The organism is Streptomyces sp. NPDC060049 (assembly GCF_042736715.1).
GTDB lineage: Bacteria > Actinomycetota > Actinomycetes > Streptomycetales > Streptomycetaceae > Streptomyces.
In genome coordinates this window covers 34,687-50,606 of sequence record NZ_JBHWVV010000033.1, presented here as the reverse complement: position 1 = coordinate 50,606, position 15,920 = coordinate 34,687, and the positions used below count along the sequence as shown (strand labels likewise).

Below are 15,920 nucleotides of genomic sequence, written 5' to 3'. Positions count from 1 at the left end.
CCTCCGCGCTGCGCGCGGAGGAGAGAACCCCCTCGCTTCGCTCGGGGGGGAGCGCTCCGCGCTCCTGTGCCCGCCCTTCGGGCCGGGGTCCTCCGCTTCGCTACGGACTACATCTGAGTTGAAGCGGAGTTGTCCTCCGCTTTGCTACGGACAACCTTCCTCTGCGCTGCGCGCGGAGGAGAGAACCCCCTCGCTTCGCTCGGGGGGAGCGCTCCGCGCTCCTGTGCCCGCCCTTCGGGCCGGGGTCCTTCGCTTCGCTACGGGACAACCTCCGCGCTGCGCGCGGAGGAAGGAAGCTCTTCGCTTCGCGAAGAGGGGAGCGCTACGCGCTCCAGTGCTGCTGCTTCGGGGCGGTCTCCTCCGCGCTCTTAGTGACGGAGTGTGAGGGCCCCGCGCTTCGCGCGGGGCGGGCCGGCGCCCGCTTCGCGGGATTGGCCGCGGAGTCTTCCGCTTCGCTCCAGACGCTGCTGGGGGTCGGGCTCGCTTCGCTCCCTCTTGGTATTACTGGGTTGTCGTGGGTGTGGGGCCCGGTCGCTTCGCTTCCCGGCCCCGGGCCCGCTCCGCGGACCGCTGGCTACAAGGGAGGGGCATGGGGTCCGGCGATGACTCGCTCCGCTGTACAGCTGGTGACGCACAGTCGGGATTACAGACCCCGGCCCACAAACGAGACCTGACGGATCATTAGATCCTGTCCGCCGCGGGAATTCCGAGGAAATGCTACGAGTTTTATGAATTGCACGATCGAGGCGAATTCAGGACACGCCGGATTTCTCTACCCTGTTCAACGCACGGACAATCGTCCACACCGGATCATCCGAGTCCAGGTCTTCCGGGTCGACCTCGGAAAGAAGCGTTTCGATCGCTTCCGGTCCGACTCGCCGAGGCGGCGCTCTCGCCCCGCCGTACAACGGGGCACTCGGTGACCTGTAGTGACCGCCTTCGTCACCCTCGTCGAACATGCCATCCGCGCAAGGAGACACCGCCAGCCAAACCGTGCTGCTTATCAGTCCGGTCGCCTGCCTCGCGGCAGGAGTCCGCCTTCGGCTTGCTAAGGCTTGACCATGACACCCCGGCAGGCAAGGAGTGCCACCGGCGGACGTCTCTAGCAGGAAGCGGGGACCATGAAGAGTTCCAACGTGATCCGGACGCTCGCCACGGCGGGTGTGTTGGTCGCTGCGACGGTCTGCGGGACGGGTTCGTCCTCTGCCACCGTGACCGGCACCATCTACTACAGCGGAACGGCGGCAGGCACCTATAGCGAGTTCGTCGGTTGCCGGGGCTGGGTCGACATGGGCTACGAAGAGGGCAGCGGGACTCCGTACGCGAGAGGATCATTCGTACTCGGTACGAGCACTCGCGGCACGGTGTGCAAGGGCTGGCTGGAGCGCCGCACAAGCCCGAGCGAACCCTTTGTGCAAGTCTCTGCCACCCACACGGCCAGCGACGTCACCGGCTGGTTCTACGACGGAGGCGACTACCAGTCCCGCGTGTGTGTAGGCGACAAGCTCTACAGCACCTCCTACGCCTGCATCGGCTTCTGGTAGGAGCGCACGACGCGCGGATGGGCCGGAAAGCCACTGCTCTTCAGGCTCCTGGCCCATCCGCGCGCCCACCAGCTGACGGCATGCTCTTGGTAGTACCAAACGGTGTCCCTGCGTGGGGCTGCCGATGCGCCCGCTTGCCATGATCGAACATTTGGGTGGATGCGGAGGTATGGCAGGTCCGGCACCGCGCGGCCAGGCCGCACCCCACCTGCAGCACGCTCCCGCCGGTCCGTGTGCGGCTGCCTGACGGCGAGGTGGCGGGCGGCCCGTGCGCAGATGGCACTTGCGGCGCTGCGCACTTCCTTGGGGGCGGGGGCGGTTTTTTTTATGGGCGCTCGAAAGCTTGGAGTGCGCCACCGATCGAGAAGCAGAGGGCGCCCAGCAGTGTGCCCCAGTTGGCGATGTCGGTGTTGATCAGGCTTCCGGTGGCGGGTCGGGTGAATGCGGCCAGGGCGGAGACCATGAAGAGGGCTGAGCCGAACTGGTTTACCGCGACGATCCACCAGCCGAGGCTGCGTGAGCGGAGGCAGGGCCAGGGGCGATGGCAGATCTCGGCGAAGGCGAGATGCCCGGAAATCAGGAACAACAGGCACCCGATCATGTCGGGAGCCCAGATCAGCCGGTTGGTCTGCTCGGCCGTGAGGCCCTGCAGGAAGGAGTCGAGGAGATTGACGCCGAACACGAGCGTCCCTACGAACAGTACGAATGTGCTCAACCAGTCCAGGCGCATCGGCTCGTATCCCCACCACCTCCAGCCGGCCGCGCGGAATGTACCTTCGTCTGGGGAGTGTCGAGGCGCGTTCAGCACCTGCAAGAGGGAGGTGTAACCCCCGGCGTTGAAGAACAGGCCGCCTGCGAAGTAGATCGAGGCGCTTTCCATCGCGTCGCCCGAGCCGAACTGGGCTACGGCGGCGCCGAGGGCGAAGAGTGCTCCACCGATGAAGAACGCACCGGAGGCGAGGGCATTGAGCCTTCGCAGTCGGTCGAGGGTCCTGGCGTCGGCGGTCGAGGAGGTGGTGACGGTGCCCTCCGGACCCTGGACCGCCATCGACCCGCGCCTTCGCGCCAGCCGCGACTCCCATACCACCGTCTCCCCTCCGGGGCGGTGCCAGGTGAGCCGGGTGGTGAACGGTCCTGCGCCTTCGGCGCGCTGCTCGGGCTGTTCCACGAGCCGAGCCTAGACCGGCGGGCGGGGCCCGATGATCAGCGAAACATGCCTTTCCATGCCTGACGATGCTTCGTGCTTCAGTTCAGGGTGCGGATAGGAATGGGGATCCGCCCGTGTATCCGTTCTGGATAGCGAAGACCGTCAGCTGGGTGCGGTTGGAGGTCCTGGTCTTGGTGCGGAGGCGGCGGAGGTAGGTGTCGACCGTGTGGGGGCTCAGGCAGAGCTGGCGGGCGATGGAGGAGACGGTGTCCCCTGTGCTGAGGAGGACGAGCACTTGGCGCTCGCGTCCGGTCAGGGTGGGTGCGGTGTCCTTCATGCGGTCCTCCTGGAGTGCGGGTTGCGGGTGGTGTCACGTACGCGGATCGGTCAGCCGCCCCAGGAGGTGTCGGTGGTCTCCTGGCATTCCTGCAGCCCGCAGTCGGGCTCCGGCTGCTCGGTGGTGTCGCCGGGGAGCGCGGCGATCGTGGTGGCTTCGGATCCGGTCGCGGAGACGAGCGGGACGGCAGGGAACGCGAGCAGGACAGCGGCCGTCATGATCAGCACAAGACGCTTCACGGGAACTCCGGAGGGGGTGAAGGATGCGGTTTTTGCAGGTCATCTGGTATTCAGCTTCTGGTGGGAGCCTGCCGCGTTCTGCTGGGTGTCGACAACGGATCATGCACCTCACCAAGTTGCATGGCAGTTTGAAGTCGGGGGGTCAAAGTGGACTTTATTAGCCAGAAGTCAGACGAAAACGGCGAGGACAGTGACGCGCTGGAGGCTGAACTGGCCCTGTACGACTGGGCCCTTCAGCACCAGAGCGTCGACACCGCCAGTGCGGCGGCGGACCTGCGCAGGAGCCGGTCCGAGCTGGACGCGGCCGCGGTGCGTCTGCGTGAGGCCGGACTGATCCAGCGCGCGCCCGGCGATCACTCCCAGGAGCGCCCGGTAGCACCCGAGGCCGCCACGGGGGCCCGTATCGCCTCTCTGGAGGCGGGGATCAGGGAGAGGCAGCTGCAGATCGCCGGGATCCAGGTGCGGGCCGCGCGCTTCGCCCCCGTCTACCACCACCGTGGCACGCGCGACGCCGGCGACGTGGAGGTCATCTCCACGCTGGACGAGGTCCGCATCCTGCTCAACCGCATGTCCGCGCAGTGCCGGGAAGAGGTGTTGTCGAGCCAGCCGGGCGGCGGAGCCCGTGTGCGGGAGCCCATGGAGGACGCGCTCGCGCGCGACCGGCCCCTCCTGGAACGGGGTGTCAGGCTGCGGACCCTCTACCACCACACGGCGCGGTTCCACGGCGCCAGTCAGGTGTACGTGGCCGCGGCCTCCGCCCTGGGCGGTCAGTACCGGACGAGCCACGAGCTGTTCGGCCGGATCATCATCTTCGACCGCGAGACGGCCTTCCTGCCGACCACCGACGGATCCTGGGGTGCGGTGGTGATCCGCGAGCCCAACACCGTCGCCTACCTGTGCGGCCTGTTCGAGCAGACGTGGGAGACCGCCACGCCCTTCGCCAACGCCAGCGACGAGGGCTTCGCCAAGGTGGCGAGCGAACTCGACCGCACGATCCTGCAGCTGCTCGCGGCCGGGCTCAAGGACGAGTCGGTCGCCCGGCGCCTGGGCATGTCCCTGCGGACGACGCGCCGTCACATCGCCGACATACTTGAGCAGTTGGGCGCGGAGAGCCGCTTCCAGGCCGGAGCCGCCGCGGTCCGGAGCGGCTTGCTGGGCGACGGCTGAGCCGCGCCCGGGGCACGGGGAGTAGCGCAAAGCTGTGACTTTCCCCCGCGGGGCTGCTACGCGAGGCTTGTGCCATCCTCGCGGGCGTCGCGAGCAGCATGCGACTGAGGGGGACGTACATGCGGCCTGGCCGGCAGCTCAGGGAGCTCGCTGTCTTCGTGCGCACCCACAGCGGTAAGGGGCCGGGCATCCTGTGGCCCGATCACGCCGTCCTCGACGGCTGGTGCGGCGGCCCGGATGACCTCGCTGCCGGGCTGGCGCTGCTGCTGGACCGTGAGGTGACCGTCGGCCGCCCCGAGTCCGTGGTGTCGCCGTGCCCCGAAGACCTGCTCGTGTTGCAGCAGGCGGGAGGCAGCGGCTGGCGCATCACCGCGCCCGGCCGACCCGTCGCCGTTCCGGAGGGTCTGCGGTTGCGTACGGGTGAGGCGCTGTTCGTACCGCGCGGATACACGGCCCGGGTCGAGCGGGCCGGCTCGGCCAGGCTGTTCTGCCTGCTGATCGCGGCCGGGCCGGGCGCCGCTGAGGCGCCGCTCGGGCCGTGAACGGCTTCGCCCCCGTCCGTCGGCGGCCGGCTCAGACAAGGGCGGTGTAGGCCGAGGCGAGGGCGTGGGTGACCTCTACGCAGAGGCCGGCGTCGAGCAGTTGTCCCACGTAGGCGGGCACGTCGGTGGCCGTCAGCGCGGTGAGGGCGGCGACGTCGACGGGGTGGCCCGAGAGCAGGGAATCCAGGGCCGGCCGTGCCTGCGCTGGGAAGGTGAGGGTGTGGCCGGTGGCGGTGACCGTGACCGTTTCGCCGTGGTCCTCGACGCGGGGCGGGAACTCGGTCAGGCAGGCCACCGTCGTCGCGGGGCCGAACGCTCCCCGGGTGGTCACCCGCTGGTTCTCGCGCAGGCCGAGGCCGCCGCGGTCGAGGAACATCGCCCCGGACCGCGCGAACTCGGCCGGCGGGTACTGCTCGGCGAGCGCGGTGAGCACCCGGACGAAGTCGTCCGGGTCGGTGGACGTGGAGATGTCCTGGCGGAAGAGTCCGACGTGGCAGGCCCGCTCCGTGAGGGCGCGCAGCCAGTCCATTCCGGTGCGTTCCACGATCCCGAAGGTGACGTGCAGGGAGTAGCCGCCGGGGTCCTGGTCGTTGCGGGTGGCGGTGTGCCAGTAGCCGCGCGGGACGCACATGAGGTCACCGGCCTCCAGGGAGCCTCGCCACAGGACTTCCTCGCTGGGGGCGGCGGTGCGGCGGACCTCGTTCAGCGGGTCCTTCAGCGTCTCCCCGCGGACCTCCCAGCTCTTGGTTCCCGCGAGCTGGAGGATGACCGAGTCGGAGGTGTCGACGTGGAGGTTGAAGCCGCCGGTGTCGCCGGTGGCCAGGAAGGCCGTGGCGTACACCTTCGCTCCCGTCAGCCATTGCAGGGCCCGGCAGGCCACGTCGAAGCGGGGGTCGATCTTCTCGAGGCCTCCGACGACGATCTGGCAGCCCTCCTGGAGGAGGAGGCCGAGGCGGTGGGTGTCGACCATCTCGTGCTCGTCGCCGCGTGTGGTGCGGGCGGTCATGTAGTCCCGGGGCGGGAGGAAGACGCCCTTGCGCAGGCACAGGACCTGGCCGGGCCGTGACAGCGTCCGGTAGGTGAGCAGGTCGAGCAGCCCGGTGGGCGTCAGGAGGCGTTCGCTCCAGCCGGGCAGTTGGGCCCGGGTGAACCGCGAGCCGAGGGTCCGCTGCTGGGGGTGGTGCAGCGCGTCCGCCAGCTCCTGGACGAACCGGAGAACCATGGCCATGCCTTTCGGGGGTGGGTGGGTGGATGGGGTGAGGGCGCGGGCGGGCCGGCCGGCTCAGGCGAGGGCGGGGACGGGGACGGGGACGGGGTCGAGGTCGATGGGGCTGGTGAGCGCCTGGGCCATGGCGAGTGCTTCCTGGCCCCCTTCGGTGGCGTCGAGGGCGCGCAGGGTCTCGACGAGCGAGTCGACCCGCTTCAGTTCGGCCGCGGTGGTCTCGTGCATCGGTCGGCTCCTTCGTGGGCTGGGGCAGGGACAGGTGGTGTGTCGAGGACTGACGTCCAGCCTCCTGTGGGAACGTCGCGGCCGGTAGCCCCGACAACGCGTTACCAGGAGTCGAGGACCGTGTCGCCGGGACGGCGCTCAGCCGACGGCGACCGGGATTCCGTCGGTCACGCGCCACACCGCCAGCCGGAGGCGGCCGGTGATCCGCCGGGGCGCGCGGGGGTCGTCGAGGGCGCTGCGCATCGCCTGTGCCATGGGGGTGTGGGTGGTGAAGGCGTGGTCCTGGCGGGCGTGGCGGGCCGCCAGCGCCCGTACGGTGTCGCTGACTTCCTGGGCGGCGCAGGCGGCGCGCAGGAGGTCGGTCAGTCGTGTTCCGTCGTCGGCCGGCTTCCAGCACAGGACGTCCACGGCCTGTTCCGCGTTCTCGACGGTGGTCCTGCCCAGCAGTGGTACGCCGATGCGCAGGCCCGCTTCCACCAGCGGGCCCTGGTCGCCGAGTACGGCGAGGGCGTGGAGGTCCGCTGCCTGGCGGGGGCGCGTGAGGGTGACCGCGAGCAGGCCGTCGAGGGCCGGTAGGCGCAGCCGCGGGGCGGCGGCCGTGTCCGGTCCTGCGACCGCGGGCGGGCGGGTGTGGCGGGCGAGGTGTTCCGCCACCGCGTCGGGCACGGTCCTCAGCGCCTCGGGGGGTCCGGCGACGGCCAGGACGCTGCGGTCGGGCCGGTAGCCCCAGGCGGTGAGTGCGGCCACCTGTCGGTGGGTCACCAGGTTGACGTCCTCGCGTCGGGTGCGGGCGATGGCGTCCATGCCGGGTTCGTCGGCGGCGGCCGCCGCGAAGAGGCCTCCGGCGCGCAGCAGGGCGCTGGAGTCCATCCTCGCGGTTTCCAGTTCGACGGCCGTCCGCTCGGACTCCAGGGTCGGTTCGTCGACCGAGGCGTCGCCCAGAACGTCGACGAGCCGGGTCGCCAGGTCTGCCGCGGCCCCGGGTGCGGCGGTGGCTCTGAAGAGGGTGCGGGCGATGTCCGTCTGCGCGAAGACGGGGACGCTCCGGCGTACGTGTCCGGCGCCGCTCAGCGCCCGTACGTGTTCGGCCAGGTGTGCGGTGGACGCGGCGGCGGGCGGGTCGTCGCGGGATCCGCAGGCGACGGCGAGGCAGCCGCCGACCGAGCGGGCCCAGGGCATGGGGACGAGTCTCAGCCGCAGGCCGGCCACCCGCACCTCGGTGGCGGGGATCTCGTGTTCCGGGGTGCTGGTGTCGTTCACAGGTACCTCCCGAGGGCTTCTTCCACGGCGGGGCGGCAGGGCTCCGGTCCGACGACGGCCACGGCCGGGCGGCCGGGAGCCGCGCGGAGGCCTTCCAGGGAGGGGAGTTCGGTCACGTGCCGGACCAGGTCGGCGACCGGTCGTTGGCCCCGGGCCGCTCGTCGTGCCTCGTCGGCTTCGGCGAAGGGGTCGTCCAGGGAGGCGAGGAGGCGGGCCAGGCAGCGGTGCCGGGCCGCTTCGAACTCTTCCTCCGGGACCAGCGGGTCTTCGAGCAGGTCCCGTACGGCGCGCAGCAGGATCCGGGAGGTGGCCGCCGCGTCGCAGGCGCGGACGAAGGCGGTGGCGGCGACGCTATTGGTGCTGTCCTGGGACCAGTGTCCGGCGGAGAACCCGTAGGCGAGGGCGCGCTCGGTGCGCAGGGACCGGTGCAGGCGTCCTTCAGGGCCGGAGCCGAGCACCTCCACCAGCACCTCAAGGGCGCCGGGGCGGGAGGACTCGCAGGGAAGGCGCACGGACAGGCGGGCGGATTCCGCCGTGGTCGGCGCGTGTGCGAGACCTCCCTGCCAGGTCCGGTCGTCGGGTGCGGAGCGCTGTTCGCCGGGCTGCGGGGGGCGGGTGCCGTCCGGGGTCCGGCGGGTGGCGGTGTGGGTGCGGGCGCCGCGGGTCAGTCGGGCCAGTTCGTCGCGGACCACGTCCGGCGTCAGGTTGCCGATGGTCTCGCGGTCGCCGAGCGGCGAAGGGGGCGCCCATCCCCAGGCTGCCTGGTGGGAGGCCTGGTTGAGGCGTGTCAGGATCTGGGCGGCGCGTTGGTCGGCGAGGGCGCTCTGGGCGGCCTTGGCGCGGTCGAGGCGGTCCGCGTCCTGTGCGGACCAGCGGCCCGCATGGGCGGTGAGCGCCGTGGCGGCGTCGGCGACGTCGTCGTCCGCGGACCAGAAGGCGAAGGCGGAGCGGTCCGCGTCGAGTTGGTGCCGCGTCCGCCAGCCGCGTTCCGCCGCGAGACGGGCGGCTCCGGGGCGGGCGGGGTCGGCCAGCACGCGGGCGGCCAGGGCTGCCAGGCCGCGCAGGTGGGGGGCGTCGTCGTCGTGTCCGCGCGGTAGGTCGACGATGAGGCCGTGGCCCGGAGGGCGGGCGGTCATCGCGTACCCACCGGGGCGGGGGCCTGCGGGGCGGAAGCCTTCGGGGTGGAAGCCGCCTTCGGGATGGAAGCGTTCGAGGCGGACGCCTTCGGAGTGGGGGCGGCGGGCGGGTCGGGCGGCGCGGTGGCCGTTCCCGCTTGCTCTGCTTGCTCTGCTTGCTCTGCTTGCTCTGCTTGCTCTGCTTCCTCTGCTTGCTCTGCGCGTCTGGCCCGTCGGACCAGTGGCACGGTCGCGGCCGTGGCGAGGAAGCCGGACACCACGATGACGGATCCCAGGTCGAAGCGGCCGGCGAGGAGCGCCCCGGCGCCCAGCGAGAGGAGCTGGCTCAGCGTCGTCGCGGTCCGGCGGAGCGCCAGCACCCGGCCGCGCCGGCTGGGCGCGGCCCGCTGCTGGCACAGCATCACCGGGCCGATCCCGTAGAGGAACTGGTGCACGCTGATGAGCAGTCCGGCCACCGCGGACAGGACGACGCCCGTCGCTCCGTCGAGGAGGAGGACGGCGGCCGCGCCGACCGGGGCGGCCGCGAAGGCGCTCCACCCCATCATCCGGGTCGGGGCGACGGACTCCTGTGCCCTGCCCAGGACGATGGTGACCCCGAGCCATCCCAGGCCGCAGCCGACTCCGAACGCACCGATCATCCGTTCGGCGGTTTCCGCCTGGACCTGGCCGAGCCAGATGGCCAGTTCCTCGGTGGCCGCTCCCACGCAGAGGTACATCGCGCATTCCGCGGCGACGGCGTACCGCACGACCCGGTCGCCCCACACGGCCCGCAGACCGGCGGCCATCGCCGCCGGGCCGGACTGCGCCGCGCGGTCGGACGCCGGCGACGAGGGCAGCGGGAGGAGGCACAGGGCCGCCACGGCGAACGTCAGTCCGTTGAGCAGCAGCACCCACTCGATGCCCCAGCCGCTCAGCAGGGCCGCGCCCAGCAGGGGGCCGAGCGTCATCGCGGCTCCCGTGGCGGCGTCCAGAAGGGAGTTGGCCGCCATGAGACGGCCCGCGGGGATGGTGTCCGGCAGGATGCTCGACAGGGCCGGTACCCGGACCGCCGCGAGGACCTGGAGCACGCCGAGCAGCACCACGACGGCCGTCACGTGCCGGCCGGCGGCGGCGACGGCCATGGCGACCGTGACCAGGGCCGATGCCAGGTCCGTGGCGATGGCCACCGCACGCCGGTCGAACCGGTCGGCGATCAGTCCCGCGAAGGGTGACACCACCACCTTGGGCAGGTGGAACACGACGAAGGCCAGCACACCGGCCAGTGAGGACCCCGTCGTCTGCTGCACCCACAGGGGCAGCGCGAGGAACTGCAGGTACCCGCCCGCGGTCGACAGGCTCCGTCCGGCCCACAGCGTCCAGAACACCGATCCCAGCGGTGTGCGTTCTCCTTCTCCTCCCGACGGCCGCTTGCCCGTCACGCCGCACGCCCGGGGGCACGGCCGGCTTCGAGTGCCGCCAGGGCGTGCTGGGCTTTGGTGCGGTCGGTGCGCGCCCGGCCCAGCCACACGTCCATCCCGTCGGCGAGCTCTTCCAGCAGCCGCAGCGCGCGGGGGGCGGACGAGTTGACCTCCACCTCCACGCACGCGTAGGTCCCGAGGGGCGGGCAGCCGTCGGCCGGGGCGCGGAAGGTGACCAGGTCCAGGCTGTAGGCGACCTCGGTGCCGAACCGGTCACGGCCCAGGCACTTGACCCGCCGCTGGCTGGCGACGGCGACCGGAGCGAGCGGCCCTTCGGCCAGCCGGGAGTCGCGCACGTGCCCGACCGGGAGCCGCCGCGGGTCGTTGAGCGCCCCGGACACCTCGGCAGGAGTCAGGCGTTCGGCCAGTTCCAGCCCGTCGCGCCACGCGTGCCGGCGCACCGCCTGCTTGAGGGTCATCCAGCACACGCCCGACGCGCTGCCGACGTTGACGACCACTCCGAGGGTGTGGCCGGCACGGATCAGCGAGCGGTTCGCGTCGTCCAGATAGATGGTGGAGGAGACGAAGGTCAGCGGTGGCCGCAGGGCTTCCAGCGCCGTGGTGAGGACGCTTCCCTCGAAGAACCGGCCGGGGTCCTGGATCGCGTCGTACTCGGCGCGGGTGAGGTCCCACTTGCATTCGTGCTCCACCCCGACGGAGGCCGTCCGGCCCGGGCTGGTGAGGGGGGCCCGGGCTTCTCCCGTCGCCGCAAGCGTGTCGGGCATGAGCGCTTCTCCAAGGATGTGAGGTGTGAAGGCGTGGGCGGCCGGAGGTCACGGCCGCGGTTGGGGAACCGTGAAGATGTCGATGTCCTCGTCGGTGAGGGGGAGGACACCGCGCAGCACGTCGCGCAGGACGTCCGCGCACGGGGGCGGGGGCCTGAAGTGGCCCGATTTCATGTTGGCGATGACCATGCAGTCCTCCGGCCCGCCCAGGACGGAGAGCTCGCCGGCCGCCCGTACCCTCAGGCGCTCGGGGACCAGCATCGGGTGCACGACCCGCATGCCGTCCACGCGGCGGTCGGGGGTCCGGCCGAAGACCATCTCGGCGAGTGTGAACGGCTCGGGCCACACCAGCAGGCGGTAGGCGTCGTCCACCACGTAGATGTGGGTGGGACCCGCCTGGAGGTGCCCGAACGCCACCGCGGCGCTCGTGACGTGCACCGGCCGGATCGCACAGGTCTCCCGCAAATTGCCGTACAGACGGTCGAAAACCGCCCGGTCGTACTCGATGAGTACCGGACGGTCGTGGATCAGCCGATGGTGGCGGCCCCTGTCCACCATTCCACCGATGTCATATCGCCGCTGGATCTCCTCGCCCAGTTCGCGGACCCGTCGTGCGACGTCCGCATCGGAACGGTTCTTGACGAGGACCGCCCGCAAGGACAGCAATTCCTCGTAGAGGAGGAAGACAACGGCCTGGGAATCAGGTCCGTATTTGGCGGACACTTCGGAACGGACTTCTGCGTACCGCGCGAGCAACGGGTGCTCCACGCTGCTCAGCCCCATGACGTACAACCCCTCCCGGGTGGTGAGACGGCCGTGCCGGGGTCAGCGAGACGCTGACCCCGGCACGAGGCTGAATGGATCAGAACTCGCCGTGCTCACCCGGGCTGGCGAGCGCCTGGGTCATCGACAGCGCCTCCTGGCCGGTCTCGGTGGCGTCGAGGGCGCGCAGGTCCTCGACGATGGTGTCGACGCGGACGAGCTCGTTGTCAGAGATGTTGCTCATGGTGTATCCCCATTCTTTTCGGTTTCCGGCGTCCGGTTGTTTTCTTTCCGTCCGCCGCTCACGAGAAATAGGTTCTCGCATGGGGGGATTCCGGGATAGTCACTTCATTTCGTTACCCCTTTCCTGGTCCCCGGAAGGCGTTACCCCTGGCGGCCGGTGCGGGGGGTGCGCGAGGGTCCCGTCCGCCCGGCCGATCGGGCTGTTCGCGGACACCCGATGGGGCGGTTGCGACCCGCACCGGCCCCGTCCGCGCTGTGCGCTCGGGCCGCGGCGCGGACACTGGCGGACGGCCGGGCGTCCGCCGGGCAAGCCGAGCGAACGGACCGCCTCCGATGGCCGTCATCACCACGGACCACACGGTCCCCCACACCTCTCAGCTCCCCGCCACTCAGGGCCAGACCGTCCAACTCGCCGTGCGGGAGCGGGACGGCACGAAGCAGAACGGCAAGCGCACGGCCGTGCTCCTGCTGCACGGCCGCAGTGTCCCGGTCCTGCCCGGTGTCGACCTGGGCACCGGCAAGTACAACTGGATGTTGTTCCTGGCCAAGGCCGGCTTCGACGTCTTCGCGATGGACCTCCAAGGCGTCGGCCGGTCACAGCGGCCCGCGGTGATGGACCAGCCCTGCAACGTCAATCCCAAGCACCAGCCGCTGCTGCTCGAGGGACATCCCCTGACGGCGACCTGCCCGCCGGTGTACGCGAGCCAGCTCGGGGACTCCAGGAGCGACTGGTCGGAGGTCCACACGGTCGTCGAATTCATCAAGAAGCGGCACGACGTGGCGAAGGTCGCCCTGGCCGGCTGGTCCGCCGCCGCCCAGGTGTACGGCCCGTACACCATCCAGCACCCGGAGAACGTGCTCAGCCTGTTCCTGCTGGCGCCGGTCTTCCCCCCGAACGGCCCGGGCCCGCTGCCCGGCACCGACTGGGACCCGCCGGGCCCGCTGCCCGTCTCCACTCCGGCCGGGACCTGGGGCTTCCCGGTGAACCTCGTCAACAGGGAGGGCTTCGAGAAGGGCTGGAACAGCGAGCTGGGCTGCCCGCAGCAGCGCGAAGCGGGCATGGTCCAGACGGTGTGGGACGCGTTCATGGACAACGACCCCCTGGGCCGCACCTGGGGCAAGCCGGTGTCCGGGATGGCGCAGGGTGTGCTGCGCTTCCGCAACCCCTTCTGGTGGGGCTGGAACAACGCGGGCGCCAAGGTGGGCAATGTCCTCGGCGACGAGGTGCCGGTGCTCATCGCGTACGGCGCGCACGACACGACGGTCAACAGCGCGCCGGGAACCGTGCCCTTCCTTTCGGTCCCCGACCTCTACAAAGCCATCCCGGGCAGCCGGAAGCTGATGTTCAAGATCGCCTGCGCCGGTCATCAGATTCCCTGGGAGCGGGCCTCCGCGCATGTGCACCACCTCTCCCGCAAGTGGCTCAAACACGGCGCCGTCGACGGACACACCCAAGGCAGTTTCGTCATGGACGAGGACGGCGACTACGCACCCGCCCCTTGAGGGTGTCCGGGGTTCCGGGCGCCCGTCGTGGTCCGCCCTGACCGGACGCGGGCGGCACGGGCACCCGCCGCCGTCCGTGCCGAACGGCCGTGGTCCCGTGCTCAGGAGAAGAGCTCGGCGAGCAGTTCGGGGCCGATGGTTATGGGTGCGGGGCGGTAGGCGGGGGGCCGCGTGCCCATCAGCTCGCGCACCAGGAAGTCCCAGGACCGCTTTCGGACGTGGGCCAGGCAGTCGATGAAGGTGTGCTCGGCACCGGGCACGATGAGCAGTTCGAAGTCCTTGTCGGCGGCGGTGAGCCGGTCGGCCAGCCGCAGCGTGTGGTGCGGGTGGACCTGGTCGTCCATTTCGCCGTGGACGAGCAGCAGCTTGCCGGCCAACCGGTCCGCGAGGTCCACGCTGGAGGTACGGGCCCAGGCTTCGGGGTCGTCCGCGCCGTCGTAGCTCTCCACGAAGCCCAGGTTGAAGTGGCGGGCGTCGTGCGAGCCGGAGAGCGCGACCGCGGCCTTGTAGACGTCGGGGTGGTCGAGCATCGCCCGGGCCGCGGCGAACCCGCCTCCGGAGTGGCCGAAGGCGCCCACCCGGTCGAGGTCCATCCACGGCCGGGTCGCGGCGAGCCGGCGCAGCGCCGCGACGTGGTCGGCCAGGCAGCCCGCGTCGGCCAGGTGGCCGTAGGAGGCGTCGTGGAAGGACTTGCTCCGGCCGGGAGTGCCTCGTCCGTCCAGTGCGATCACCACGAAGCCCAGTGCCGCGAGGGGTTCCGCGTCGAGGCCCATCCCGCCGGGGTCGAAGCACGGGGCGACCCGGGTGACCTGCGGGCCGGGGTAGACGTTGTCGACCACCGGGTAGCGGCGGGCGGGGTCGAACCCCCGCGGCCGGTACAGCACTCCGTAGATGTCCGTCACCCCGTCGGCCGCCTTGACGCGGAACCGTTCCGGCGGCGTCCAGCCGGTCGCGGTGAGCTTGGTGATGTCGGCGCGCTCCAGTTCGACGAGCACGCGCCCGGTCCAGTCACGGACGCGGGTCACCGGCGGGGTGTCGACGGTGGACGCGGAGTCGATGAAGTACTCCTGGTGGTCGGGGAGGGTGACGACGTGGTCCTGGGTGTCGTCGGTGACCCGGGCGAAGCCGGAGCCGTCCAGGTTCACCCGGCACACGGTGCGCCGGTACGGGTCCTCCTCGACCAGGCCGGAGGCGGTGAAGTACACCACGCGCTCGGCCTCGTCGACGCGCAGGATCTGCCGTACCGCCCACTGGCCGGAGGTGACCTGGCCGAGCAGCTCGCCGGTGCGCAGGTCGTACCGGTAGAGGTGGCCCCAGCCGTCCCGCTGGGAGTACCAGAGCGCCTCGTCGGCCAGCACCCGCACGATCGGCGGCTCGTACGTCCACTGGTTGGGCTCCACGCGGGTGGTGCCGCTCTCGCTGAGCACCGTGGTGACCTCGCCGGTGGCGGGGTCCAGCCGGTGCAGGGTGAGGGTGCGCAGGTCGCGGGGCCGGCTGAGGTAGTAGACCGCCGAGCCGTCCGGGGCCCACCATGCCCACTTGGCCGTGACCGGCGACAACTGGGGCATGAGCAGCGGCTCGGCCTGGGCGCGGACCACCGTGCCCTCGGCGACGTCGAGGACGACGAGCTCGGCCCTCGGCATGGTCTCGTCCCCGGGGTAGGCGTACCGCTGGGTGCGCAGGAGGGGCGCGCCGCCGTCGGCGGGCCTGGCCTCCACGAGGTGGGTCCGTCGGACGCCCCGCTCGTCGGTCCGGTGGGCCAGCACCTTCGTCGAGTCGGGTGACCAGGCCACCGCAGGCGGCAGGTGTGGCAGGCCGATCTTGCGCAGCAGGGTGGTGTTGCTCGTGCAGTCCGGGCCGGAGCCGTAACGGTGGTCGGGCTCGCCGTCGGTGGTCAGCGCCCACTCGCGGCCGTCGGACAGCGAGCGTGCCCACAAATCGTCGCCCCGCTGGGAGACCGCCAGCTTCCGGTCGGGTGACGGCACGTCCAGCGGGCTGCCCGGGAGCGTGAACTCGGCGGGCTCGCAGGTGTAGCCGGCCAGGCCGCAGCGCCAGTACGCGCCGAACGCGGCGAACTCCACGGCGTTGCCGTTCTCGTGCAGGTCGATGGCCGTGAACGGCAGGGCCTCGGGGTCGACTTGCTGCCCGGTGGCGGTGGCCAGCGCGGCGGCGAGACGGTCGTGGTCGAAGGCCGGCTCGCGGGTGCCCGCCGCCGGGTCGACCAGGACGAACCGCTTGCCGGCGCCGTTGCTCACCGCGTACCAGAAACGGTCGCCCGTCCCGATCCACTGCGGCCTGACCTTGTCGCCGGTGACGAGCTCGCCGGGGCGGGCGGGTCGGCGCAGGAGCTGCTCCGCGGCCTGGTAGTCCTCGGTGGTGCTCATGGTGCTTTTCCTTCCTCGTTGGTC

General features: G+C 71.2%; 16 protein-coding genes. 4 read left to right on the top strand and 12 right to left on the bottom strand.

Translation table 11 applies throughout. From position 1 onward, the window contains the following. Positions 1–1,121 precede the first annotated feature (1,121 nt). On the top strand, positions 1,122–1,544 hold the full coding sequence (locus ACFWBY_RS36380; protein WP_385342475.1) for a hypothetical protein: 423 nt from the start codon (positions 1,122–1,124) through the stop codon (positions 1,542–1,544). Positions 1,545–1,869: 325 nt separating this feature from the next. On the opposite strand, the gene ACFWBY_RS36375 is transcribed toward ACFWBY_RS36380, so the two are convergent. From ACFWBY_RS36375 to ACFWBY_RS36365, 3 genes are all read right to left on the bottom strand, one after another. Next, positions 1,870–2,712, bottom strand: coding sequence for a hypothetical protein (locus ACFWBY_RS36375; RefSeq protein WP_385342477.1), 843 nt, complete (start codon positions 2,710–2,712; stop codon positions 1,870–1,872). A gap of 82 nt (positions 2,713–2,794) precedes the next feature. Continuing rightward, on the bottom strand, positions 2,795–3,028 hold the full coding sequence (locus tag ACFWBY_RS36370) for a response regulator transcription factor (RefSeq protein ID WP_385342478.1): 234 nt from the start codon (positions 3,026–3,028) through the stop codon (positions 2,795–2,797). Positions 3,029–3,078: 50 nt separating this feature from the next. Next, complete coding sequence (locus ACFWBY_RS36365; protein ID WP_385342480.1) at positions 3,079–3,267, bottom strand: hypothetical protein; 189 nt, start codon at positions 3,265–3,267, stop codon at positions 3,079–3,081. 147 nt (positions 3,268–3,414) lie between these two features. On the opposite strand from ACFWBY_RS36365, the gene ACFWBY_RS36360 reads away from it, so the two are divergent. Then, a complete protein-coding gene (locus ACFWBY_RS36360; RefSeq protein ID WP_385342482.1) occupies positions 3,415–4,434 on the top strand; it encodes a LuxR C-terminal-related transcriptional regulator in 1,020 nt (339 codons plus the stop codon). 158 nt (positions 4,435–4,592) lie between these two features. Continuing rightward, a complete protein-coding gene (locus ACFWBY_RS36355; RefSeq protein ID WP_385342484.1) occupies positions 4,593–4,976 on the top strand; it encodes a hypothetical protein in 384 nt (127 codons plus the stop codon). 31 nt (positions 4,977–5,007) lie between these two features. On the opposite strand, the gene ACFWBY_RS36350 is transcribed toward ACFWBY_RS36355, so the two are convergent. From ACFWBY_RS36350 to ACFWBY_RS36315, 8 genes are all read right to left on the bottom strand, one after another. Next, on the bottom strand, positions 5,008–6,204 hold the full coding sequence (locus ACFWBY_RS36350; RefSeq protein ID WP_385342486.1) for a JmjC domain-containing protein: 1,197 nt from the start codon (positions 6,202–6,204) through the stop codon (positions 5,008–5,010). A gap of 54 nt (positions 6,205–6,258) precedes the next feature. After that, on the bottom strand, positions 6,259–6,426 hold the full coding sequence (locus ACFWBY_RS36345) for a hypothetical protein (protein ID WP_385342488.1): 168 nt from the start codon (positions 6,424–6,426) through the stop codon (positions 6,259–6,261). Positions 6,427–6,564: 138 nt separating this feature from the next. Then, on the bottom strand, positions 6,565–7,686 hold the full coding sequence (locus ACFWBY_RS36340) for a hypothetical protein (RefSeq protein WP_385342490.1): 1,122 nt from the start codon (positions 7,684–7,686) through the stop codon (positions 6,565–6,567). Continuing rightward, positions 7,683–8,822 carry an insulinase family protein gene (locus tag ACFWBY_RS36335; protein WP_385342492.1) on the bottom strand — a complete coding sequence of 380 codons (1,140 nt, stop codon included), beginning with the start codon at positions 8,820–8,822 and terminating at the stop codon, positions 7,683–7,685. Before ACFWBY_RS36335 ends, ACFWBY_RS36340 begins: the two co-directional genes overlap by 4 nt. Then, entirely contained in the window at positions 8,819–10,186 is a 1,368-nt protein-coding gene (locus ACFWBY_RS36330; protein WP_385342494.1) for an MFS transporter, read from the bottom strand. The genes ACFWBY_RS36335 and ACFWBY_RS36330 overlap by 4 nt, the downstream gene beginning before the upstream one ends. A gap of 50 nt (positions 10,187–10,236) precedes the next feature. Continuing rightward, positions 10,237–11,004, bottom strand: coding sequence for a hypothetical protein (locus ACFWBY_RS36325; protein WP_385342495.1), 768 nt, complete (start codon positions 11,002–11,004; stop codon positions 10,237–10,239). A 48-nt stretch (positions 11,005–11,052) separates the two neighbouring features. Then, positions 11,053–11,787, bottom strand: coding sequence for a hypothetical protein (locus ACFWBY_RS36320; protein ID WP_385342497.1), 735 nt, complete (start codon positions 11,785–11,787; stop codon positions 11,053–11,055). Positions 11,788–11,866: 79 nt separating this feature from the next. After that, positions 11,867–12,010 carry a hypothetical protein gene (locus ACFWBY_RS36315; RefSeq protein ID WP_159046065.1) on the bottom strand — a complete coding sequence of 48 codons (144 nt, stop codon included), beginning with the start codon at positions 12,008–12,010 and terminating at the stop codon, positions 11,867–11,869. Between the two features lie 332 nt (positions 12,011–12,342). On the opposite strand from ACFWBY_RS36315, the gene ACFWBY_RS36310 reads away from it, so the two are divergent. Further along, the gene (locus tag ACFWBY_RS36310) at positions 12,343–13,512 is read left to right on the top strand and encodes an alpha/beta fold hydrolase (RefSeq protein WP_385342500.1); all 1,170 of its coding nucleotides are present in this window, start codon (positions 12,343–12,345) and stop codon (positions 13,510–13,512) included. 101 nt (positions 13,513–13,613) lie between these two features. On the opposite strand, the gene ACFWBY_RS36305 is transcribed toward ACFWBY_RS36310, so the two are convergent. Further along, positions 13,614–15,896, bottom strand: a complete 2,283-nt coding sequence (locus ACFWBY_RS36305) for a DPP IV N-terminal domain-containing protein (protein WP_385342502.1) — start codon at positions 15,894–15,896, stop codon at positions 13,614–13,616. Between the last annotated feature and the right edge of the window lie 24 nt (positions 15,897–15,920).

Bases quoted from the DNA above. Each gene is read 5' to 3' on its own strand.
- ACFWBY_RS36380 (WP_385342475.1), top strand. From the start codon at position 1,122: ATGAAGAGTTCCAACGTGATCCGGACGCTCGCCACGGCGGGTGTGTTG.
- ACFWBY_RS36370 (WP_385342478.1), bottom strand. From the start codon at position 3,028: ATGAAGGACACCGCACCCACCCTGACCGGACGCGAGCGCCAAGTGCTC.
- ACFWBY_RS36350 (WP_385342486.1), bottom strand. From the start codon at position 6,204: ATGGCCATGGTTCTCCGGTTCGTCCAGGAGCTGGCGGACGCGCTGCAC.
- ACFWBY_RS36345 (WP_385342488.1), bottom strand. From the start codon at position 6,426: ATGCACGAGACCACCGCGGCCGAACTGAAGCGGGTCGACTCGCTCGTC.
- ACFWBY_RS36335 (WP_385342492.1), bottom strand. From the start codon at position 8,822: ATGACCGCCCGCCCTCCGGGCCACGGCCTCATCGTCGACCTACCGCGC.
- ACFWBY_RS36325 (WP_385342495.1), bottom strand. From the start codon at position 11,004: ATGCCCGACACGCTTGCGGCGACGGGAGAAGCCCGGGCCCCCCTCACC.
- ACFWBY_RS36320 (WP_385342497.1), bottom strand. From the start codon at position 11,787: ATGGGGCTGAGCAGCGTGGAGCACCCGTTGCTCGCGCGGTACGCAGAA.
- ACFWBY_RS36315 (WP_159046065.1), bottom strand. From the start codon at position 12,010: ATGAGCAACATCTCTGACAACGAGCTCGTCCGCGTCGACACCATCGTC.
- ACFWBY_RS36310 (WP_385342500.1), top strand. From the start codon at position 12,343: ATGGCCGTCATCACCACGGACCACACGGTCCCCCACACCTCTCAGCTC.
- ACFWBY_RS36305 (WP_385342502.1), bottom strand. From the start codon at position 15,896: ATGAGCACCACCGAGGACTACCAGGCCGCGGAGCAGCTCCTGCGCCGA.